This is a genomic window from Streptomyces sp. A5-4 (assembly GCF_051131715.1).
Taxonomy (GTDB): domain Bacteria; phylum Actinomycetota; class Actinomycetes; order Streptomycetales; family Streptomycetaceae; genus Streptomyces.
This window is the reverse complement of the sequence record NZ_CP178591.1, coordinates 5,814,107-5,834,745: the sequence shown is the minus strand read 5'-3', so window position 1 is coordinate 5,834,745 and position 20,639 is coordinate 5,814,107. Positions and strand designations below refer to the sequence as shown.

Genomic DNA, 20,639 nt, shown 5'->3' with positions numbered 1-20,639 from the left:
CCCCCCCACCCTTCGCACCCAAGGAGATGGCCATGGCCTCACCCATGTCCGCAAGCAAGTTCCTGGACATCCTGCGAGACGAGGGCGTCACCGTCGTCGAGGTCGGCAACTGGCGGACGCACAACCGCAATCACAAGGGTCCCTGGGGCCCGGTCCACGGCGTGATGATCCATCACACCGTCACGTCGGGCACCGCCAACACCGTCCGTATCGTCCGTGACGGCTACGCGGGCCTCCCCGGCCCGCTCTGCCACGGCATGATCGCCAAGAACGGCACCGTCCACCTCGTGGGCTACGGCCGCGCGAATCACGCGGGCAACGGCGATGACGACGTCCTGCGCGCCGTCATCGCCGAGAAGGCCCTGCCGCCGGACAACGAGGCCAACACCGACGGGAACCGGCACTTCTACGGTTTCGAGTGCGAGAACCTCGGCAACGGCACGGACCCCTGGCCCACGGCCCAGCTCGAAGCCATCGAGCGGGTGTCGGCCGCGATCTGCCGGCAGCACAACTGGGGAGCGCCGTCGGTCATCGGCCACCTCGAATGGCAGCCGGGCAAGGTCGACCCGCGCGGCTTCTCCATGAAGTCGATGCGCGCGCGCATCCACGACCGGCTGAAGTGACAGCCACGGCGAAGCCGGAGCGGCGGCCACCGGCGATGCCGGGCCGACGGCCCGCACGCGAACCAGAGCGGTGGCCGGGGCAACAATGGAGGCATGCCCCCGGAAACGCTCGCCCTGTCCGACCTGCGGCCCCGGCTCCCGTCGCCGTTGCAGGAGGTGCGGGACGAGCGCTTCGCCCGCCGCGGCGTACGGCTGCTACTCAAGCGCGACGACCTGATCCACCCGGCCCTCCCGGGCAACAAGTGGCGCAAACTGGCCCCGAACCTGCGCGCGGCGGCCGGGCGTACGGTGCTGACCTTCGGCGGCGCGCACTCCAACCACCTCCGGGCGACGGCCGCCGCGGGCCGACTACTGGGCTTCCCCACGATCGGCGTCGTACGCGGCGAGGAGCTGGCCACCCGGCCGCTGAACCCGTCGCTGGCCCGGTGCGCGGCGGACGGCATGCGGCTGCACTTCGTGGACCGTGGGACGTACCGCGCGAAGAGTGACGGACAGGTGCTGGACGCAATCCTGCGGGCGGTGGGGGCGGCCGGGGACCGCGACGGTGTGTACGTCGTCCCGGAGGGCGGCAGCAACGCGCTCGCCGCGCAGGGCTGCGCCGGCCTCGGGGAGGAGCTGCGCGGGGCCGCCGACGCCGTCGCGGTGGCGTGCGGGACCGGCGGGACCCTGGCGGGGCTCGCCGCCGGGCTCGGCCCCGGGCAACGGGCGATCGGCTTCCCGGTGCTCAGGGGCGGCTTCCTGGGCGACGAGATCCGCACGCTCCAGCACGCGGCGTTCGGTGCCCCCGTCGGCGACTGGAGCCTGGACGAGCGCTTCCACGGCGGCGGCTACGCCCGCACCACACCGGAACTCGACGCGTTCGCCGAGGATTTCGGGGCCAGGCACCGGCTGCCCGTCGAACGTCTCTATGTCGCCAAAATGCTTTCCGGTCTGACCACGCTCACCACCGAGGGCGCCTTCGCCCCCGGAACCACGGTGGCCGCGGTGATCACCGGACAGCCGCTCGAAGCGGATCAGGCACACGAAGCGGAGCGGTCGCACGCGCCGGTTCAGTCGGACGAACCGGATCGGCCCCACGAGCCGGCCGCCGTACCGGACCCGCCGGATCAGTCCGCGTCCGCCTCCCGGTAGGCCGTCGCCTCCTCCAGGTCCAGCCGGTGCAGCAGCGTCCGCAGCATCTCGTCGTCGATCCGCCGGCTGTCCCGCAGCTCCACGAAGACCGCACGCTCGGCCACGATCATCTCCCGGGCCAGCCTGCGGTAGGTGTCGTCCGCCGATTCGCCGGTCTCCTCGTTGACCGCGCCGAGCCGCTCCCAGACGGCGTTGCGCCGCCGTTCGAGCACCGCGCGCAGCCGGTCGGCGAGCGGCTCCGGCAGTGCGTTGCGATCGTCGGCGAGCAGGGCCGTGAGCCGCTCCTCGGCGGCCTGCGAGGCCTCGCTCTGCGCCTGCGCCTCGGCGAGCGTCTCGGCGTACACATCGCGCTTGGGGAGCTTGAGCAGCCTGATGAGCGGCGGCAGGGTGAGGCCCTGGACGACCAGAGTGGCGATCACAGTTGTAAAGGTCAGGAAGAGAACCAGGTTCCGGCCGGGGAACGGTGCGTCGTGTTCGACGGTCAGCGGGATGGAGAAGGCGATGGCCAGCGAGACGACGCCGCGCATCCCCGCCCAGCCGACGATCACCGGCGAGGTCCAGCTGACGTCGGGTTCCCGTTCGCGGACGCGTCGCGACACGCAGCGCGGCAGATACGTCGCGGGGAACACCCACACGAAGCGCGTCACGACGACCACCACGAACAGCACGGCCGCGTACCAGAGGGCCTCGCCGCCCGCGTACGGGCCGAGTCCGCGCAGCACGAACGGCAACTGGAGTCCGATCAGCGCGAACACCGTCGATTCAAGGACGAAGGAGACCATCTTCCAGACGGCGGCCTCCTGCAGCCTGGTCGCGAAGTCGACCTGCCAGGAGCGATGTCCCAGGTAGAGGGCCACGGTCACGACCGCGAGCACCCCCGACGCGTGGACGTGCTCGGCCGCCGCGTACGCCACGAACGGGATCAGCAGCGACAGCGTGTTCTGCAGCAGCGCCTCCTTGATGCGGGTGCGGAGCCAGTGCAGCGGCACCATCAGGAGCAGGCCCACGCCGACGCCGCCGATCGACGCGACGGCGAATTCCTCGATCCCGCCGAGCCAGCTGGCACCCTCCCCCACCGCGGCGGCCAGTGCCACCTTGAAGGCGGTGATCGCCGTGGCGTCGTTCACCAGGGACTCGCCCTGGAGGATCGACGTGATGCGCGGGGGCAGCCCGAGACGGCGGGCGATGGCGGTCGCGGCCACCGCGTCGGGCGGCGCGACGACCGCGCCGAGGACCAGCGCGGACGTCAGCGGGAGGCCCGGAATCACGAGGAACGCGAGGTAGCCGACGATCACGGTCGCGAACAGCACGTAGCCCACCGACAGGAGGGCCACGGGTCTGATGTTCGCCCGTAGATCCAGGTAGGAGCTGTCCAGCGCGGCCGTGTGCAGCAGGGGCGGCAGCAGCAGCGGAAGCACGATCGCCGGATCCAGCGTGTAGTCCGCCACCCCCGGGATGTAGGCGGCGCCGAGCCCCACGGCGACCAGGAGCAGGGGGGCTGCCACCGGGGTCCTGCGGGCCGCGCCCGCGACGGCGGCGCTCCCCGCGACCAGAAGCAGCAGCGGCAGTACGTCCATCGATTCGGCCCCACCCTTGTCGTACGAAGGTCGTAACCTGGCCATCATGAATGAGTGCTCGCATGTCGCGGGGTTGCCTCACCCCGAGCCCACCCCGCTGGGCGACACCTGTCCCGAGTGTCTGGCGATCGGCAGTCACCCGGTGCAGTTGCGGCTGTGCCTGGTGTGCGGGCACGTGGGGTGCTGCGACTCCTCGCCGTACCGGCACGCGACCGAGCACTTCAAACAGACCGGCCATCCGGTCATGCGGAGCTTCGAGCCGGGAGACAGCTGGCGCTGGTGCTTTGTCGACGGTTCGATCGTCTGACGCCTGGGTACGTCAACCCGGCGCCGGTTCTTTCCAATTGGGCGCCGCAGACCCCTAGCCACTGTCCGTACCCATATGCTTACCATGAGTGACAGTCGCCGGGCGGGGGTCCTGGCGACACGGAAGTGTGGATCGCGATAGCGTCACCGGCGAACGACGTACCGCGTGGTCCCGGGGGGCGCCCCCTCCCGGACCCCCGAAAAAGCTTGTGCACCTTGGAGGTGAGGGTGTCCCAGATCGCAGGCGAGCCCGGGACCCAGGACTTCGTGGAAGTCCGGCTGCCCGCTGCGGGTGCCTACCTGTCCGTGCTGCGTACGGCCACGGCCGGCCTCGCCGCACGCTTGGACTTCACCCTCGACGAGATCGAGGATCTGCGCATCGCGGTGGACGAGGCCTGCGCGATCCTGCTTCAGCAGGCCGTGCCCGGCTCCGTCCTCAGCTGCGTCTTCCGGCTCGTGGACGACTCTCTGGAGGTGACGGTCTCGGCCCCCACCACGGACGGGCGCGCGCCCGAGCGCGACACCTTCGCGTGGACGGTGCTGTCGGCACTGGCGGGCAAGGTGGACGCCACGGTCGCTGACGACCGTACGGTCACCATCAGCCTGTACAAACAGCGCGGCGCGGGACCCGGGCCGGCGTGACGAACGGGGACGGGCCGGTGCGTAACGAGGAGCTCAGCCCACAGGCACCGACAGGAGGGCAGGCGGCTCAGGGAGGACCGGCGCAGAGGCCGACGGGCATCCCTGAGCAGCAGGCCCGGCCCCACCCGGTGGACGGCGTGGACGGCCTTGTGGGCACGGCGGCGGCGGAGCAGGCAGAGCGGGCGGGCCATATGAGCGAGCACGAACAGCACTCAAGGGATCGCGGACGCCACGATCCTCACGACCGCAGTGGTGCGCGAGCGATGTTCATCGAGTTGCGTGAACTGCCGGACGGATCGGCGGAGAAGGCGGAGCTGCGCAACCGGCTGGTGCGCATGCACCTCCCGCTGGTCGAGCATCTCGCACGCCGGTTCCGCAATCGCGGCGAGCCGCTCGACGACCTCACCCAGGTCGCCACCATCGGCCTGATCAAGTCCGTGGACCGGTTCGACCCGGAGCGCGGCGTCGAGTTCTCGACGTACGCGACACCGACGGTGGTCGGCGAGATCAAGCGGCACTTCCGGGACAAGGGCTGGGCGGTACGGGTACCGCGCCGCCTCCAGGAGCTGCGTCTCTCGCTGACGACGGCCACGGCCGAGCTCTCCCAGCAGCACGGGCGCTCCCCCACGGTCCATGAACTGGCCGAGCGGCTCGGCATCTCGGACGAAGAGGTCCTGGAGGGCCTGGAGTCCGCGAACGCGTACAGCACGCTGTCGCTGGACGTGCCGGACACCGACGACGAGTCGCCGCCGGTCTCGGACACGCTGGGCTCCGAGGACGTGGCCCTGGAGGGCGTGGAGTACCGGGAGTCGCTCAAGCCGCTGCTGGAGGACCTCCCGCCGCGCGAGAAGCGGATCCTGCTGCTGCGTTTCTTCGGGAACATGACCCAGTCGCAGATCGCGCAGGAGGTCGGCATCTCGCAGATGCATGTCTCACGGCTGCTGGCCCGCACGCTGGCCCAGCTCCGCGAGAAGCTCCTGGTCGAGGAGTAGAGCGGCCGTAACTGACCGGCCGTAACTGAGCGTTACGTTCCCTCGCGACGTCGGAAGCCTGATGCGGGACCTTCGGATGTCAGGCGTCGCGGGGGCCGCGGATGCCCAGCGCCCTGGTCGTCCGCGGGTTGATCAGCAGCACCAGGGCCGTCACGGCCACCGCGGCGAGGGCGATGCCCGCCGGGATCAGCAGGGAGCCCTCGGAGCGCAGCAGCGTCCACGCCACCGGCAGCGCCATCAGCTGCGTGATGAGGGCGGGCCCCCGGCTCCACGCGCGGCACTTGAGCAGACCGCGCGCGGCCAGCAGCGGAAGCACCGCCAGGGCGATCAACGTCACACCACCCATTTCGGCCTGCTCCGGCTTGTCGGGGCTGCCGAGCAACCCCATCACGAGCATGTACGCGCCACCCACGAGCAGCGCCAGGCCCTCCAGCGCGGCGAGCGCCGCGGCGGCGGTCAGCCGGGCGGGGCGCGGGTCGGCGGCGGTCTCGGGGGTCTGCTCAGTGCTCACCCTCGCAGCGTAACGGGCCGTACCGGCAGGGCAGGTCTGGGCCGGGTACCCCCGAGTAGGTAGTCTGCTGCGCATGCGCGCACTCCTCGTGGTCAACCCGGCAGCAACCACCACCAGTGCTCGCACTCGCGATGTCCTGATTCATGCGCTCGCCAGCGAGATGAAGCTGGAGGCCGTCACCACCGAGTACCGCGGGCACGCCCGTGACCTCGCCCGGCGGGCCGCGGAGAGCGGGGAAATCGACCTGGTGGTGGCGCTGGGCGGCGACGGCACGGTCAACGAGGTCGTCAACGGTCTGCTGCACAACGGCCCGGACCCGGACCGACTGCCGGGCCTCGCGGTGGTCCCCGGCGGCTCCACGAATGTCTTCGCCCGCGCCCTGGGCCTGCCCAACGACCCCGTCGAGGCGACCGGCGCCATCCTGGACGCCCTGAGCACGCGCAGTGAGCGGACAGTGGGCCTGGGACTCGCGGCGGGCACTCCCGGCACGGAGGACGAGTCCGTTCCCCCCCGCTGGTTCACTTTCTGTGCGGGTTACGGATTCGATGCCGGTGTGATCGGCCGGGTCGAACAGCAACGGGAGCGCGGCAAGCGATCCACACACGCTCTTTATGTGCGCCAGGTGGTGCGTCAGTTCCTCGCGGAGCCCAATCGCCGGCACGGGGTGATCACTCTGGAACGGCCGGGGCAGGACCCGGTGAAGGATCTCGCTCTTTCCATAGTCTGCAACACCTCCCCCTGGACCTACCTGGGGAATCGTCCGATGTACGCGTCCCCCGAGGCCTCGTTCGACACGGCCCTGGACGTCCTCGGGCTGACCAAAATGTCGACTCCCGCGGTGGCTCGATATGCCACTCAGCTGCTCACCTCGACCCCCGAACGCGGGCCGCACGGCAAGCACGCGGTGACCCTGCACGACCTGACGGACTTCACCTTGCATTCCAAGGCGCGGCTGCCCTTCCAGATGGACGGCGACCACCTGGGACTGCGTACGAGCGTGACGTTCACAGGCGTACGCCGTGCACTGCGTGTGATTGTGTGAGTGGAAGGGCCGAAAGTCCTTTAACTCGAACGTTTGGGCAGAGGTCCACCCCATGGAACTACGGCTGTGACCTAGCCGACACCAAGGAATCAAAAAAAACTTTCCGGAAGGGGTTGTGCCCGGCGCCGAGGTTTGCGAATCTCTACATGGCGATCGGGACGGCCCGCAACACCAGCCTCCACTGAGAGCCAGAACCCCTCCTCACATCCAGGACCACACCAGTCCATCTGGCAGTCGGCCCTTCACTTGCGGGGGGATTCGTGAAAGCGTTCACATTCACAAGCAACCTGCACGTAATACCAAGGAGAGGTAGCAGCCATGGACTGGCGTCACAACGCCGTTTGTCGCGAGGAAGATCCCGAGCTGTTCTTCCCCATCGGCAACACCGGTCCTGCGCTGCTGCAGATCGAGGAAGCCAAGGCCGTCTGCCGCCGCTGCCCCGTCATGGAGCAGTGCCTGCAGTGGGCGCTCGAGTCCGGCCAGGACTCGGGTGTCTGGGGTGGCCTCAGCGAGGACGAGCGCCGCGCAATGAAGCGCCGTGCCGCTCGCAACCGGGCGCGTAACGCTACCGCCTGACCCACCCCCGCCAACAGCCTGAGCTTGGCGGCGCGTACAGCGAGTACGCACCTCCCGCCCCCGAGTCGCAGCGCGCAGTACCCCCCAATGCGCACAGCAACGTGAGCAGTAGACAGTGAGCCCCGAACCGTTCCACGGTCCGGGGCTCACTGCTGTTCTCCAGGACTTTCCGTCGCTTCGGGCGCTGCTTCGGGCGCTACTTGTCGGTCCGTACGGGGACGTCGAGTACGACGCGGGTGCCGCGCTCCGGACCCGGCACCATGTCGAAGCTGCCGCCCAACTCGCCCTCCACCAGAGTCCGTACGATCTGGAGCCCCAGATTGCCGGTCCGCTTGGGGTCGAAGCCCTCGGGCAGCCCGCGGCCGTCGTCCAGGACTGTGATCAGCAGCCGGCCGTCGGTGCGGGTGCCGCCGCGTACCGCCGACACCTCGACCGAGCCCTGCTCGGCCGGTGCGAACGCGTGCTCCAGGGCGTTCTGCAGGACTTCGGTGAGGACCATCGCGAGCGGGGTGGCGACCTCGGCGTCGAGGATGCCGAAGCGGCCGGTCCGCCGGCAACTGACCTTGGCCGGTGAGATCTCGGCGACCATCGCGATCACCCGGTCGGCGATCTCGTCGAACTCCACGCGCTCGTCGAGGTTCTGCGAGAGCGTCTCGTGGACGATCGCGATCGACCCGACCCGGCGCACCGCCTCGTTCAGCGCCTCGCGGCCCTGCTCCGAGTCCATCCGGCGGGCCTGCAGCCGCAGGAGCGCGGCCACCGTCTGGAGGTTGTTCTTCACCCGGTGGTGGATTTCCCGGATGGTGGCGTCCTTGGTGATCAATTCGCGCTCGCGCCGCCGCAGTTCGGTGACGTCGCGGCACAGCACGAGGGAACCGATGCGGATGCCCTTGGGCTTGAGCGGGATCGCGCGCAGCTGGATCACCCCGTCGCCGCCCTCGACCTCGGTCTCCCTGGGTGCCCAGCCACTGGCCAGCTTGACCAGGGCCTCGTCCACGGGGCCGCGGGAGGGAGCGAGTTCGGCGGTGGCCTGGCCCAGGTGCTGGCCGACCAGGTCGGACGCGAGGCCCAGCCGGTGGTACGCGGAGAGCGCGTTGGGGCTGGCGTACTGGACGATGCTGTCCGCGTCGAGCCTGATCAGGCCGTCGCCGACGCGCGGCGACGCGTCCATGTCGACCTGGTCGCCGGGGAACGGGAAGGACCCGGCCGCGATCATCTGGGCCAGGTCGGAGGCGCTCTGCAGGTAAGTGAGTTCGAGGCGGCTGGGCGTACGCACCGTCAGCAGGTTCGTATTGCGGGCGATGACGCCGAGGACACGGCCCTCGCGGCGCACCGGGATCGACTCGACCCGGACCGGGACCTCCTCCCGCCACTCCGGGTCGCCCTCGCGCACGATCCGGCCCTCGTCGAGGGCGGCGTCGAGCATGGGGCGGCGGCCTCGCGGGACGAGGTGGCCGACCATGTCGTCCTGGTAGGAGGTGGGCCCGGTGTTGGGCCGCATCTGGGCGACCGACACATAGCGGGTGCCGTCGAGCGTGGGGACCCACAGGACGAGGTCGGCGAAGGACAGGTCGGAGAGCAGCTGCCACTCCGAGACCAGCAGGTGGAGCCACTCGAGGTCGGTGTCGCTGAGGGCGGTGTGCTGGCGTACGAGGTCGTTCATGGAGGGCACGTGTGCGAGAGTACCCGCGTTGTGTACCGAGCGGACGTTCGGTCGGGTACGCCAGTATGGAGGAAGCTCCGAAAAGTGGGTGCCTCGCATGCATGGACACAGGAGAATGGTCTAGTCCACAATGGGCTGGTAAAGCCTCCGCCCTCCCCGCACAGGAGGGTGGATCGAGGTGGTCGGCGCTCTCTGCCCTGACTGCGCCACCGCCTCTCGATCGGCCGGCCGGGCCCCCACGCCCGTCGGCCGAAGCAACTCCGGGCTGCGGTGCCGGACGGGCCGAGGGTCCCGTCGCGGTGCCGCGGCCCGCGGGTGCCGGTCCCGCCTTCGAGCCGCCCGGCGCACCACCGACCCCAGGGGCCTCACAGATTCCCAGGTCGACGGCACCGAACCCGGCCCGCCGCCCCCTTCGCGCCCACCCGCCCGCGTACCGGCCTCCGGGTGGCTGAGGGTCACGATCCGGGCCATGCTGATCGGGCCTCGCCGAGCCTCCCGGCCGACCGGTCCGGCCGCGCCCCGTGCGCCCGCCGACCCGAATGGTTCATCCGTGGGCACCGGACACGCCCGACTCCCTCTGCTAGATTGGTCTATACCACACTTCTCATCTCTTCAGATCGGCAGGCCCAGCGTGGAAGTTGTCATCGTCCCGGACGCCAAGGCAGGTGGCGAGCTCATCGCGGAGGCCATGGCGGGCCTGCTGGGCCGAAAGCCCGGCGCGCTGCTCGGCGTGGCCACCGGTTCGACGCCGCTGCCCATCTACCAGGCGCTGACGGCCAAGGTGCGCGCGGGCGCGGTCGACGCCTCGGGCGCCCGCATCTGCCAGCTCGACGAGTACGTCGGACTGCCCACCGGTCACCCCGAGTCGTACCGCTCGGTGGTGCTGCGCGAGGTCGTCGAGCCGCTCGGCCTGACCGAGGCGTCCTTCATGGGCCCCGACGGGGCCGCCGAGGACGTCCAGGCCGCCTGTGAGGCGTACGAGCGCACGCTCGCCGAGGCGGGTGGCGTGGACCTCCAGATCCTCGGCATCGGCACCGACGGGCACATCGGCTTCAACGAGCCGTGCTCCTCGCTCGCCTCGCGCACCCGCATCAAGACGCTGACGCGGCAGACCCGGCAGGACAACGCCCGGTTCTTCGACAGCCCCGACGAGGTGCCGCACCACGTCATCACCCAGGGCATCGGCACCATCCTGGAAGCCCGTCACCTGGTGCTGCTCGCCACCGGCGCCGGCAAGGCCGAGGCGGTGGCCCAGACCGTGGAGGGGCCGGTGTCCGCGCTGGTGCCCGCGTCGGCGCTGCAGCTGCACCCGCACGCGACCGTGGTGATCGACGAGGCGGCGGCGGCCCAGCTGAAGCGGGCGGACTACTTCCGCGACACGTACGCGGCCAAGCCCACCTGGCAGGGCCTCTAGCAGCCACCGGCCGCAACTCGCCTGAGGGGCCCGGGAGTTCCGCCGGGCCCCTCAGGCGCTTCCGCACCCCGAAGCGGACCGCGCGACTCCCCGCAGCGGCCCGCGAGGGGTCCGCGAGGGGTCCGGGCAGCACGAAGGCGCCGCAGGCGGCCCCCCGACCGTCCCGACGCCCTCGCACCTCAGACCCCGGCGACAACCTCCGCCGCGGCCCGCCCGCAGACCCGCGCCGCGCCGTGCGTGGCGATGTACAGCGCACCGCGCGGCGGCGCCTCGGGAACCCCCATCTCGACCACGACCGTGTCGGGCCGCGCGGCCAGCAGCGCGTCGAGCGCCCCGGCCATCCAGGGGTGCCTGTGCACGTCGCGCACCACGGCCACGACCCTGCGGCCCCCCGCCGCCCGCAGCACGCCCCCGAACTCGCTCTCGCTGCCGTACGTACCCGTCTCGGTACCCGGCAGCAGCCGCGCCAGCTCGGCGGCCACACCCCACGGCGTCTCGTCACCGACGGCGATGTTCGCCTCGGGGGTGAAGGAGGCGACGTACGGCGCCTCCTTCACCGGGGTGAACCGCTCGTCGTTCCGGGTGATCCGCAGCGCGCGGCGGGCCGCGACGAGGCCGATGCCCGCGGCGGTACCCGGCGCGAAGGCGTCCCCCGCGACCGAGCCGGCATCCGGACCCCGCTCCGCGATACCGCGACTGTGCTGCGTCCAGCGGGCCAGCGAACGCACCCGCTCGGCCGCGTCGGCCAGCCGCTCCTCGGGCAGTTCGCCGCTGTGCACGGCGGCGACCAGCGTGTCGCGCAGCCGCACCACGATCTCGTCGTCGGCCAGGCCGCCGCCGACGCAGATCGCGTCGGCGCCCGCGGCGATCGCCAGGACGCTGCCGTGCTCGATGCCGTACGTACCGGAGATGGCCCGCATCTCCATGCCGTCGGTGATGATCAGGCCCTGGTAGCCCAGCTCGTCGCGCAGCAGGCCCGTGAGGACCTGGGGGCTGAGCGTCGCCGGGCGGTCCTGGTCGAGTGCGGAGAGCAGGATGTGCGCGCTCATCACGGACTTGGAGCCCGCCGCGATGGCGGCCCGGAAGGGCACCAGCTCACGGGCGTGCAGGATGTCCAGGTCCACGTCGATGCGGGGCAGCGCGTGGTGCGAGTCGACGGCGGTGTCGCCGTGCCCGGGGAAGTGCTTGGTGCACGCGGCGACACCGGAGGACTGCAGGCCCTCGATGTACGCCGCCGTGTGGCGCGCCACCAGTTGGGTGTCGGCGCCGAAGGACCGTACGCCGATGACCGGGTTGCCCGGGTTGGAGTTGACGTCCGCGGACGGCGACCAGTTGAGGTTGACCCCGCACTCGGCCAGCCTGCGGCCCAGCTCGCGGGCGACGGCCCGGGTCAGGTCGGTGTCGTCGACGGCGCCGAGCGCCAGGTTCCCGGGGAAGGAGGAACCGTTCTGCACCTCCAGGCGGGTGACGTCGCCGCCCTCCTCGTCGATGGCGACCAGGATGTCGTCGCGCTCGGCCCGCAACTGCGCGGTGAGTGCGGCCAGTTGTCGTGGCGAGGTGATGTTGCGGCCGAACAGACCGACCGAGGACAGGCCTTCGCCGACCCTGCGCAGCAGCCAGTCGGGGGCGGTGGCGCCCACGAAGCCGGGCTGGAGGACCGCCAGGGCATCGCGGGTCAGCGTGCTCGTAGGGCTTACCAGTGTCGTCATGGCAGCGTCATCCCTTCACTGCGCCGGCCGTCAGACCTGCGGCCATCTTGCGCTGGACGAGGAGGAAGAGGATCACGATGGGGACGGCCATCATGGTGGCGCCGGCCATCATCGGGGCGTACTCGGTGCCGTGCTTGGTCGTGAAGTTGCCGAGCCAGACGGTGGCGGTCTGGTTCTGCTGGCTCATCAGCATCAGCGCGTACAGGTACTCGTTCCACGCCTGGATGAACCCGTAGACGGAAGTGGCCACCATGCCCGGAGCGAGCAGCGGGAAGACCACGCGGACGAAGGCGCCGGTGCGGGTGCAGCCGTCGACCATGGCCGCCTCCTCCAGCTCCTTGGGAATGTTCACGATGAAACCGCGCAGCGTCCAGACCGTGAACGGCAGGATGAAGGTCAGGTACGTAATGATCAGGCCGGTGATCTTGTCGTACTGGCCGAGCTCGTTCAGTAGCAGGAAGACCGGGATGATCATGGCTACCAGGGGCACCATCTGGACCGCGAGGATGCCGACGATCACAATCTTGCGGCCCCGGAAGGCGAACCGGGAGATGGCGAGCGCGGCGAGCATGCCGACGATGATGCCGATGACGACGACGACGGAGGAGACGAGCAGACTGCGTCCGACCGGCCCCCAGAAGTCCGCGATGTCGAACGCCCGCCGGAAGTTCTCCAGCGTGAACGGGCTGGGGAAGAACTGCGGATCGGGGTTGATCGCGTCCTTGGCCGGCTTGAACGCCGTGTTGAGCATCCAGTAGACCGGGAAGCCCACGACGACGAAGACCAGCAGGCCCAGCACGTTCCAGCCGGACTTGCCCTTCTTGCGGGACTTGCCCTTGAGGCGGCCCTTGGGACGGGGAACGACGGCGGGAGCCGCGGTGGTCGAGGTCACTCCACCTCTCCGATCTTGAGCATCTGGCGCATGTAGACGGCGACGACGCCGAGCAGCAGCAACACGGTGACCAGTGCGATCGCGGAGCCGCCCGAGTAGTCGTTGACGACGAACGCCTTCTGGTACGAGTACGTGGTGAGCAGCTGGAACTCGGCTTCGGGGTTGCCGCCGCGCATCACGAAGACCTGCGGGAAGACGCCCATGTCCCAGATCACCGAGAGCGTCGTCAGCATGACGATGATGGGCTTGAGGATCGGCAGGGTTACCCAGCGGAAGACGCCCCAGGCGCCTGCTCCGTCGAGCCGCGCGGCCTCTTCCATCTCCTTGGGGACCTGAGTGAGTCCGGCGCTCAGTGTGATCACGACGAAGGGCACGGCGCCCCACACGACAAGCAGCATGATGACGGTGAGGCCCTGCGGCCCGCTGGCGAACCAGTTGTGGCCGACCATGTCGACGCCGGGCAGCTTGCTCAGCATCCAGTTGAGTACGCCGTAGTCCGTGTCGAAGATCCACTTGAAGATCGCGGTGGCCACGATGATGGGCATGCCCCAACTCGCCACCAGCGCGATGCTGATGAGCGCCTTCACCCAGCCGGACACCCGCTGCAGGAGCAGGGCGATGGCCATGCCGATGACCATGGTGAAGATGACGGCGCCGGCCGTGAAGACGATGGTCCGTACGACGACCGACCAGAACTCGGCGTCACCGAGGATGGCGGCGAAGTTCTTGAAGCCGACCCACTCGGCTTCCTTGAAGCCCCAGAGCTCCGACTTGCCGAAGCTCTGGAAGGAGAGCGTGACCAGCCGCACCAGCGGATAGCCCATGACGAGCACGATGATCAGCAGACAGGGAGCGAGCAACGCCCAGGGCACCGCGGCTCTGTCGGAGGTCTTCTTCCTGACCGGCCCCCCGGCCCGGGAGGTCCGCGCCCCGGACTCCGTCGGTGGCGGTGGCGATTGCCGCGTCGGCGGCACCTTGGCGGTGGTTGTCTCTGCGGCACTCATCGCGCGCTCCTCAGCGTCCCTCTCCAGCTACGGGCGGCAGGGCCCCGCCGATTCGGCGGGGCCCTGCCGACTCGAGGTCACTTGGTGTTGATGACCTTGTCGATCTTGGCGTCGGCGGCCTTCGCGGCGGCGTCGACCGACTTCTTGCCGGTACCGATCTCCTGGAGCATGGTCTGGAGGATCTTGGCCTTCTCGACCTGACCCCAGCCCGGAGCGGTGGGCACGAACCAGCTGGACGCCGCGGCGGTGGCCGGGACGGCCGTCTTCGGGTCCGACTTCAACGGCTCCAGGTCCGTCTTGTTGTTGGGCAGGTTGCCCTTGGCGATGAGGCCCTGCTGGCCCTTGGCGCCGGTGAACGCGTTGATCCACTCACCCGCGACGGCCTGGGCGTCGGACTTGACCGGGACCGCCAGGTCGGAGCCGCCGAGGAAGACCGGGAGGTTCTTGCCGGACGGGCCGGGCATCACGAAGGACTCGATCTTGTCGGCCAGCTTGCCGACCTTGTCGTTCTCCGGGGCAGCGGCGGTACCGCCCTCCCAGGCGGCGGCGAACATCGTGGCCGACTTGCCCTGGCCGAAGACGACCGGGCGGTCGGACTCGTCCTTGGTCTTGTCGCCGTGCATGTACGAGTCGAGGACCTTCTTGTACTCGCCGAGACCCTTGACCGACTCGGGCGAGGACAGCGTGGACTTCCACTGGTCGCCGTCCTGCTTGGCGATGGAGCCGCCGGCGTCGTAGACGAACGACATGGCCGCGTACCAGTCGGGCGAAGGCTGGTACCAGGCGTTGTACTTGTCGCCCTGCTTCTTCTGGATCTTGTCCAGGGCGGCGGTGAGCTCCTTGTACGTCTTCGGCACGGCCTTGACGCCCGCGTCGGCGGCGACGTCCTTGCGCCAGGTGCCCACACGGCCACCCGCGTAGTACGGCACGCCGTAGGTCTTGCCCTCGTAGGTGACGGACAGCTTGAGGCCGTCCAGCCAGTCGCCCGACTTGTCGAACGTGGCCGGGTCGATCTCGGCGAACGCGCCGGTGGCCATGTAGCCGACCATCTCGGAGTTGCCCATCTCGACCACGTCCGGAGCCTTGTCCGTGGCGAGTACGGCGTCGAGCTTGGCGTTCTTGTCCGGCCAGCCGTAGTACTCGTGCTTGATCTTGATGCCCGGGTACTTCTTGACGATCGTGTCGTCGGCGGCCTTGACCAGTTCCGGCCAGTTGTTCTGTGCGTCGACCGTGAGCCAGACCGTCAGCTCCTTGGGCTTCGCCTTGTCGCCACCGCCCGCGCTGTCCGAATCGCCACACGCCGCAACGCTGACCAACATGCCCGCGACGCCTATCGCCGCGATGAGCTTGCGCTTCACGCCAACCCTCCTCAGGGATGCCTGCAACCCCCCGCCCACCGCGAAAATTTACGACGAGTACAGCCTGGGGCTGGGACCTGGTCTTGAATGGTTTAGACCAGTACCGGGAGCTTGGCCTAGACCTTTAGGGGTGTCAAGGGTGTATAAGAAGGGCTGTCGCGTCCGTTACCGGACCGACACATGAGGGAGGGCGACGTCTCGTGACCGGACCGTGCCACCATGTGAGCCGCGACAGACGGAGGAGCCGGTGACGGCAACAGCGCAGCAGGCGGAAAGGCGGGCCATGAGTACCGACGGGGGCAGCACTGAGACGCAGGGCACGACGGCCGGCCGTACCGCGCGCGTGCCCAAGTACTACCGACTCAAGCGTCACTTGCTGGACATGACCGAGACCCTGCCTCCCGGTACCCCCGTACCGCCCGAGCGCACGCTCGCGGCCGAGTTCGACACCTCGCGCACCACCGTGCGCCAGGCCCTGCAGGAGCTGGTCGTCGAGGGCCGCCTGGAGCGCATCCAGGGCAAGGGCACCTTCGTCGCCAAACCGAAGGTCTCGCAGGCCCTGCAGCTCACCTCGTACACCGAGGACATGCGGGCGCAAGGCCTGGAGCCCACTTCCCAGTTGCTCGACATCGGATACGTCACCGCCGACGACACCCTCGCCGGGCTGCTCGACATCACCACCGGCGGACGTGTCCTGCGCATCGAGCGGCTGCGGCTCGCCAGCGGCGAGCCGATGGCCATCGAGACGACGCATCTGTCGGCCAAGCGCTTCCCCGCGCTGCGTCGCTCGCTCGTCAAGTACACCTCTCTCTACACGGCGTTGGCCGAGGTGTACGACGTGCGGCTGGCCGAGGCCGAGGAGACCATCGAGACGTCCCTGGCCACCCCGCGCGAGGCCGGACTGCTCGGCACGGACGTCGGCCTGCCGATGCTGATGCTGTCCCGGCACTCGATCGACGGGGCCGGTGAGCCGGTGGAGTGGGTCCGCTCGGTGTACCGCGGCGACCGCTACAAGTTCGTCGCCAGGCTGAAGCGGCCCACGGACTGAGCGGCCCACCGACCGACAGGGCCACCGGCCGGGCGGCCCGACAGCGGGAGGAACGCCCGGCGAACAGGCGTCGCCCCCCCCCTGCGGCACTCGGGCCGCCCGTACCGGAAGCCGCCGCGGGGGTGCGGAGTACGCTCCGCACCCCCTGGCCGGGTCACTTGCCGAGCGTCGCCCCGAAGTGCGCGCTGTGCTGCGGCGCCCCGAGCGCGGCGGCGCCGAAGGTCCATGACCCGGCGGTCGCCGGCCCCGACGCGCTGCCGGGGAAGACCCAGACGTGGCCCTCGGGGGAGTTCTCGCCGGGGGCGCCCACCACCAGCTCGGCCCTGCCGTCGCGGTTCGCGTCGATCAGCCGGACCTGCCCGCCGAAGGCGTCACCGGCCTCGGCCACGCCCGGCACTCCGGCCGTGTCCTGGTTGATGTCCTTCACCCCTGCCGCGGTCAGACCCCGCGCCGAGCCCCGCAGCAGCCACACCGCGCCCGCCTTCTCGCGGTCGCCGATGCTCTCGCCCCGGGAGCCGACCGCCAGGTCGGGGTAGCCGTCACCGTTGACGTCCCCCAGCGAAACGTCGCTGCCGAAGTCGTCGCCGACCTCGGAGCTGCCGGGGATGCCGTCCTTGCTCTGCTCGAAGATCTGCGGGCGGTCCTCGCCCGAGGCGCCGAACAGGCCGTCCTCGCTGCCGTAACGGACCTGGACGCTGCCCGGCGAGAGGTCGTACTCACCGTGCTCCAGCACCCGGGGGTCGCCCACCACCAGGTCCGGGTAGCCGTCCTTGTTGATGTCCGCCGAGGCCCCGGACGTGCCCCCGGAGAACATCCGGTCCATGGTGATCCCGTCCGCGCCGCCGCGCAGCAGCACCGAGCGGCTCTGGACGTACTCCAGCTGCGGTTCGGTCCCCAGGACGACCAGGTCCTCGTAGCCGTCCTTGTCGTAGTCCCCCGCCGTCAGGCCGGTGGGCCGGAAGCCCTCCTCGGTCGGTACGCCGTACAGGAACTCGGGGTTGGCCGGGTTCCGGTCGTCGCCGAAGTCGTGGCCGTAGACGGCGTCGACGCCGGTGACCTGGGCCAGCTCGGGGCGGCCGTCGGCGTCGACGTCGGCCGCGGCGAGCCCGGTGCCGTACTCCTGGCCGGCGATCGGGCTCTCCGCCTCCAGCCAACTGCTCGCCCCGGTCAGACCCCGCGCCGACGCGGGGCGGCCACGGCCGGCCCCGCGGACAGGCCACCGGCGGTCAGCACGACCAGCGCCGCCAGAGCCGCCGTCGAATAGGTAGTACGCAAGGAGTGCTCCTCCAGTTGGCGGCGCCCCCGGGACGCCGGTGCACGGTCGACCGGCGATGGGCGCCCGGTGCTGTGCGGTAGGCATCCGTGCCCCGCCGCTGGATGGACTGACAGCGCACTCCCGCTCGAAGTTGTACGAACCGGGCTCCCCGAGCACTCCTGTGGCACGGCTGTTACAGCCGTGCCCGTACGGCCACACCCTTCGGCCCTTCAAGTTGTTGTCGTACCGATATGCGGACAGGGGGTGACGCCTGGTGAAACGGTCCCCTAGATTTCCAGCGCGTCGTCCACGAGACGCAGGTGATCAGCGAGGGGACGAGACACTCATGGCAGAGCCGGCACCACCCACCACCGCACAGCGTTCAATGACCCCCAGATCCATCGCCGTCTGGGCGCTCGTCGCCCTGGTGGGCGCGGTCGCCTGGGGCGTACTCGCCCTCTCCCGCGGCGAAGAGGTGTCCGCGGCCTGGATGCTGGCCGCGGCTCTCGGCTCGTACGCCATCGGGTACCGCTTCTACTCGCGCTTCATCGCCAACCGGGTCCTGAAGGTCGACAAGAACCGGGCCACTCCCGCCGAGCGGCTCAACAACGGCGTCGACTTCCACCCCACCGACCGCCGGGTCCTCTTCGGACACCACTTCGCGGCCATCGCCGGCGCGGGGCCGCTGGTCGGGCCGGTGCTCGCCGCCCAGATGGGCTATCTCCCCGGCACCATCTGGATCATCGTCGGCGTCATCGTGGCCGGCGCCGTCCAGGACATGGTGACGCTGTTCTTCTCCACGCGTCGCGACGGCCGTTCGCTCGGCCAGATCGCCCGGGACGAGATCGGCGTGGTCGGCGGCGCCGCCGCCCTGGTCGCGGTCTTCGCCATCATGATCATCCTGCTCGCGGTGCTCGCCCTGGTCATCGTGAACGCGCTCGCGCACTCGCCGTGGGGCGTCTTCTCCATCGCCATGACGATCCCGATCGCCCTCTTCATGGGCGTCTACCTGCGTGTGCTGCGCCCCGGCCGGGTCAGCGAGGTCTCCGTCATCGGAGTCTCGCTGCTGCTGCTCGCGATCGTCGCCGGCGGCTGGGTCGCGGAGTCCTCCTGGGCCGACACCTTCACCCTTGAGCCCGGCACGCTGGTCATGTGGATGATCGCGTACGGCTTCCTGGCCTCGATCCTGCCGGTGTGGCTGCTGCTCGCCCCGCGCGACTATCTGTCGACCTTCATGAAGGTCGGCACGATCGGCCTGCTCGCCATCGGCGTCTTCATCACGCTGCCGACGCTGAAGATGCCCGCGGTCACCGACTTCGCGAGCCGCGGCGACGGTCCCGTGTTCGCCGGTTCGATGTTCCCCTTCGTCTTCATCACCATTGCCTGCGGCGCCCTCTCCGGCTTCCACTCCCTGGTCTCCTCGGGCACCACCCCGAAGATGATCCAGAAGGAGTCGCAGGTCCGGATGATCGGCTACGGCGCCATGCTGACCGAGTCGTTCGTCGCGATCATGGCGATGATCTGCGCCTCCATCATCGACCCCGGCCTGTACTTCGCGATCAACTCGCCCGCCGGTGTGATCGGTGACAACGTCCGGGCCGCCTCCGAAGCGGTGACCAGCCTCGGCTTCGCCATCGATCCGCAGTCGCTGGCGCAGGCCGCCAAGGATGTCGAGGAGCAGAGTCTGCTCTCGCGCACCGGCGGCGCGCCGACCTTCGCGCTCGGCATGTCGGAGATCTTCTCCGCGGTGGTGGGCGGCGCCGGAATGAAGGCGTTCTGGTATCACTTCGCCATCATGTTCGAGGCGCTGTTCATCCTCACCACGGTGGACGCGGGCACCCGGGTCGGGCGCTTCATGCTCCAGGACATGCTCGGCAACGTCTACAAGCCGTTCCGCCAGGTCAGCTGGAAGCCGGGCGTCTGGATCGCCAGCGCGGTCGTCGTCGGCGGCTGGGGCTACTTCCTGTGGGTCGGCGTGCACGACCCGCTGGGCGGCATCAACCAGCTCTTCCCGCTGTTCGGCATCGCCAACCAGCTGCTCGCCGCCGTCGCCCTCGCCGTCTGCACCACGCTGCTCGTCAAGTCCGGGCGGCTCAAGTGGGCCTGGGTCACCGCCGTGCCACTGCTGTGGGACGTCGCGGTCACCCTGACCGCCAGCTGGCAGAAGATCTTCTCCGCCGATCCCAAGGTGGGCTTCTTCGCCCAGCGCGACAAGTACCAGGCGGGCATCGAGGCCGGCGAGGCGATCGCACCCGCCAAGACCGTCGGCGACATGCACACGGTCGTCACCAACTCCACGGTCGACGGCGTGCTGTCCGCGTTCTTCGCCATCCTCATCATCGTGGTGCTCGTCGAGGCCACGCGGGTCTGCGTCAAGGCGATCCGCGACCCCGCGAGCGTCAAGCTCAGCGAGACCCCGTACGTCGAGTCCCGCCTCGTCGCGCCCGCCTCGCTCCTCGCCACCAAGGAGGAGAAGGCCGAGCTCGTGGCGGCCGGCCTCGGCCCCGAGGGCGGCATGCGCAAGGACGACGCCGCGAGCGTCGGAACGGGGAGCCGGGAATGACCCTCTCGGACGTACGCCGCGTGGCGGGCCGGATCCGCTGGTACGTCCGCGAATTGACCGGCGAATCCGCCTACGACCGGTATGCGGAGCACGCGAGATCCCGCGACCCGCAGGCCCTCGTCATGAGCCGACGGGAGTTCGAACACAGTCGTACGGACGCCCGCGAGGCGGATCCCCGGGAGGGCTTCCGCTGCTGCTGAGGCTCTCCGCCCAGTGATCGCACGGGCCGTCGCATCCGCCGGGATGCGGCGGCCCGTTGTCGTACACAGAACCGAAGCCGCAACACCCGCGACACAACATCTGGGGGGTGCGGCATCCCCCGGCCCCCACATG

The 20,639-nt window shown here is 69.9% G+C and carries 19 protein-coding genes; 11 read left to right on the top strand and 8 right to left on the bottom strand.

Translation table 11 applies throughout. The features are described 5' to 3' along the window. Positions 1-32 precede the first annotated feature (32 nt). Together ACLLJJ_RS27370 and ACLLJJ_RS27365 are read left to right on the top strand one after the other, a co-directional pair. Positions 33-623: an N-acetylmuramoyl-L-alanine amidase gene (locus ACLLJJ_RS27370; RefSeq protein WP_434596339.1), complete on the top strand. Its 591-nt coding sequence runs from the start codon at positions 33-35 to the stop codon at positions 621-623. Positions 624-716: 93 nt separating this feature from the next. Next, complete coding sequence (locus ACLLJJ_RS27365) at positions 717-1,754, top strand: 1-aminocyclopropane-1-carboxylate deaminase/D-cysteine desulfhydrase (RefSeq protein ID WP_434596338.1); 1,038 nt, start codon at positions 717-719, stop codon at positions 1,752-1,754. Here the strand turns inward: ACLLJJ_RS27365 and ACLLJJ_RS27360 are convergent. Further along, positions 1,730-3,331, bottom strand: a complete 1,602-nt coding sequence (locus ACLLJJ_RS27360) for a Na+/H+ antiporter (protein ID WP_434596336.1) — start codon at positions 3,329-3,331, stop codon at positions 1,730-1,732. The two genes, ACLLJJ_RS27365 and ACLLJJ_RS27360, sit on opposite strands and share 25 nt — an antisense overlap. A 46-nt stretch (positions 3,332-3,377) precedes the next feature. On the opposite strand from ACLLJJ_RS27360, the gene ACLLJJ_RS27355 reads away from it, so the two are divergent. The 3 genes from ACLLJJ_RS27355 (at position 3,378) to ACLLJJ_RS27345 (ending at position 5,271) form a co-directional block, all read left to right on the top strand. After that, entirely contained in the window at positions 3,378-3,638 is a 261-nt protein-coding gene (locus tag ACLLJJ_RS27355) for a UBP-type zinc finger domain-containing protein (protein WP_434596335.1), read from the top strand. 227 nt (positions 3,639-3,865) lie between these two features. Then, on the top strand, positions 3,866-4,279 hold the full coding sequence (locus ACLLJJ_RS27350) for an anti-sigma regulatory factor (RefSeq protein ID WP_283517239.1): 414 nt from the start codon (positions 3,866-3,868) through the stop codon (positions 4,277-4,279). After that, positions 4,276-5,271 carry an RNA polymerase sigma factor SigF gene (locus ACLLJJ_RS27345; protein WP_434596332.1) on the top strand — a complete coding sequence of 332 codons (996 nt, stop codon included), beginning with the start codon at positions 4,276-4,278 and terminating at the stop codon, positions 5,269-5,271. The genes ACLLJJ_RS27350 and ACLLJJ_RS27345 overlap by 4 nt, the downstream gene beginning before the upstream one ends. Positions 5,272-5,350: 79 nt before the next feature. Here ACLLJJ_RS27345 and ACLLJJ_RS27340 read toward each other — a convergent pair whose 3' ends face one another. Beyond that, positions 5,351-5,782 (bottom strand): hypothetical protein, encoded by a 432-nt coding sequence (locus ACLLJJ_RS27340; protein WP_434596330.1) that lies wholly within the window; start codon positions 5,780-5,782, stop codon positions 5,351-5,353. 73 nt (positions 5,783-5,855) lie between these two features. Here ACLLJJ_RS27340 and ACLLJJ_RS27335 point away from each other — a divergent pair, with 73 nt between their 5' ends. Together ACLLJJ_RS27335 and ACLLJJ_RS27330 are read left to right on the top strand one after the other, a co-directional pair. Next, positions 5,856-6,824: a diacylglycerol/lipid kinase family protein gene (locus ACLLJJ_RS27335; protein ID WP_434596328.1), complete on the top strand. Its 969-nt coding sequence runs from the start codon at positions 5,856-5,858 to the stop codon at positions 6,822-6,824. Between the two features lie 318 nt (positions 6,825-7,142). Continuing rightward, positions 7,143-7,400: a WhiB family transcriptional regulator gene (locus tag ACLLJJ_RS27330; protein ID WP_004937597.1), complete on the top strand. Its 258-nt coding sequence runs from the start codon at positions 7,143-7,145 to the stop codon at positions 7,398-7,400. Between the two features lie 196 nt (positions 7,401-7,596). Here the strand turns inward: ACLLJJ_RS27330 and ACLLJJ_RS27325 are convergent, their stop codons facing one another. Beyond that, positions 7,597-9,063 carry a sensor histidine kinase gene (locus ACLLJJ_RS27325; RefSeq protein ID WP_434600537.1) on the bottom strand — a complete coding sequence of 489 codons (1,467 nt, stop codon included), beginning with the start codon at positions 9,061-9,063 and terminating at the stop codon, positions 7,597-7,599. Positions 9,064-9,694: 631 nt separating this feature from the next. Between ACLLJJ_RS27325 and nagB the strand changes: the two genes are divergently transcribed. After that, positions 9,695-10,477: a glucosamine-6-phosphate deaminase gene (gene nagB / locus ACLLJJ_RS27320; protein ID WP_434596322.1), complete on the top strand. Its 783-nt coding sequence runs from the start codon at positions 9,695-9,697 to the stop codon at positions 10,475-10,477. A gap of 179 nt (positions 10,478-10,656) precedes the next feature. On the opposite strand, the gene ACLLJJ_RS27315 is transcribed toward nagB, so the two are convergent. The 4 genes from ACLLJJ_RS27315 to ACLLJJ_RS27300 form a co-directional block, all read right to left on the bottom strand. Continuing rightward, on the bottom strand, positions 10,657-12,186 hold the full coding sequence (locus tag ACLLJJ_RS27315; RefSeq protein ID WP_434596320.1) for a glycoside hydrolase family 3 protein: 1,530 nt from the start codon (positions 12,184-12,186) through the stop codon (positions 10,657-10,659). Between the two features lie 7 nt (positions 12,187-12,193). Further along, on the bottom strand, positions 12,194-13,078 hold the full coding sequence (locus tag ACLLJJ_RS27310) for a carbohydrate ABC transporter permease (protein WP_434596318.1): 885 nt from the start codon (positions 13,076-13,078) through the stop codon (positions 12,194-12,196). Next, entirely contained in the window at positions 13,075-14,082 is a 1,008-nt protein-coding gene (locus ACLLJJ_RS27305) for a carbohydrate ABC transporter permease (RefSeq protein ID WP_434596317.1), read from the bottom strand. Before ACLLJJ_RS27305 ends, ACLLJJ_RS27310 begins: the two co-directional genes overlap by 4 nt. Positions 14,083-14,159: 77 nt before the next feature. After that, positions 14,160-15,440 carry an extracellular solute-binding protein gene (locus ACLLJJ_RS27300; RefSeq protein ID WP_434596314.1) on the bottom strand — a complete coding sequence of 427 codons (1,281 nt, stop codon included), beginning with the start codon at positions 15,438-15,440 and terminating at the stop codon, positions 14,160-14,162. 283 nt (positions 15,441-15,723) lie between these two features. Here ACLLJJ_RS27300 and ACLLJJ_RS27295 point away from each other — a divergent pair, with 283 nt between their 5' ends. Beyond that, positions 15,724-16,488, top strand: a complete 765-nt coding sequence (locus ACLLJJ_RS27295) for a GntR family transcriptional regulator (RefSeq protein WP_434596311.1) — start codon at positions 15,724-15,726, stop codon at positions 16,486-16,488. A 154-nt stretch (positions 16,489-16,642) separates the two neighbouring features. Here the strand turns inward: ACLLJJ_RS27295 and ACLLJJ_RS27290 are convergent, their stop codons facing one another. After that, complete coding sequence (locus ACLLJJ_RS27290; RefSeq protein ID WP_434596309.1) at positions 16,643-17,848, bottom strand: integrin alpha; 1,206 nt, start codon at positions 17,846-17,848, stop codon at positions 16,643-16,645. Positions 17,849-18,089: 241 nt separating this feature from the next. On the opposite strand from ACLLJJ_RS27290, the gene ACLLJJ_RS27285 reads away from it, so the two are divergent. After that, positions 18,090-20,306, top strand: coding sequence for a carbon starvation CstA family protein (locus tag ACLLJJ_RS27285; RefSeq protein WP_434596306.1), 2,217 nt, complete (start codon positions 18,090-18,092; stop codon positions 20,304-20,306). After that, a complete protein-coding gene (locus tag ACLLJJ_RS27280) occupies positions 20,303-20,506 on the top strand; it encodes a YbdD/YjiX family protein (protein WP_434596304.1) in 204 nt (67 codons plus the stop codon). Before ACLLJJ_RS27285 ends, ACLLJJ_RS27280 begins: the two co-directional genes overlap by 4 nt. Positions 20,507-20,639 lie beyond the last annotated feature (133 nt).

Coding starts and splice junctions, on each gene's coding strand:
- ACLLJJ_RS27370 (WP_434596339.1), top strand. CDS start 33: ATGGCCTCACCCATGTCCGCAAGCAAGTTCCTGGACATCCTGCGAGAC.
- ACLLJJ_RS27365 (WP_434596338.1), top strand. CDS start 717: ATGCCCCCGGAAACGCTCGCCCTGTCCGACCTGCGGCCCCGGCTCCCG.
- ACLLJJ_RS27360 (WP_434596336.1), bottom strand. CDS start 3,331: ATGGACGTACTGCCGCTGCTGCTTCTGGTCGCGGGGAGCGCCGCCGTC.
- ACLLJJ_RS27355 (WP_434596335.1), top strand. CDS start 3,378: ATGAATGAGTGCTCGCATGTCGCGGGGTTGCCTCACCCCGAGCCCACC.
- ACLLJJ_RS27335 (WP_434596328.1), top strand. CDS start 5,856: ATGCGCGCACTCCTCGTGGTCAACCCGGCAGCAACCACCACCAGTGCT.
- ACLLJJ_RS27330 (WP_004937597.1), top strand. CDS start 7,143: ATGGACTGGCGTCACAACGCCGTTTGTCGCGAGGAAGATCCCGAGCTG.
- ACLLJJ_RS27325 (WP_434600537.1), bottom strand. CDS start 9,063: ATGAACGACCTCGTACGCCAGCACACCGCCCTCAGCGACACCGACCTC.
- ACLLJJ_RS27315 (WP_434596320.1), bottom strand. CDS start 12,186: ATGACGACACTGGTAAGCCCTACGAGCACGCTGACCCGCGATGCCCTG.
- ACLLJJ_RS27305 (WP_434596317.1), bottom strand. CDS start 14,082: ATGAGTGCCGCAGAGACAACCACCGCCAAGGTGCCGCCGACGCGGCAA.
- ACLLJJ_RS27295 (WP_434596311.1), top strand. CDS start 15,724: ATGAGTACCGACGGGGGCAGCACTGAGACGCAGGGCACGACGGCCGGC.
- ACLLJJ_RS27290 (WP_434596309.1), bottom strand. CDS start 17,848: ATGCCTACCGCACAGCACCGGGCGCCCATCGCCGGTCGACCGTGCACC.
- ACLLJJ_RS27285 (WP_434596306.1), top strand. CDS start 18,090: ATGGCAGAGCCGGCACCACCCACCACCGCACAGCGTTCAATGACCCCC.
- ACLLJJ_RS27280 (WP_434596304.1), top strand. CDS start 20,303: ATGACCCTCTCGGACGTACGCCGCGTGGCGGGCCGGATCCGCTGGTAC.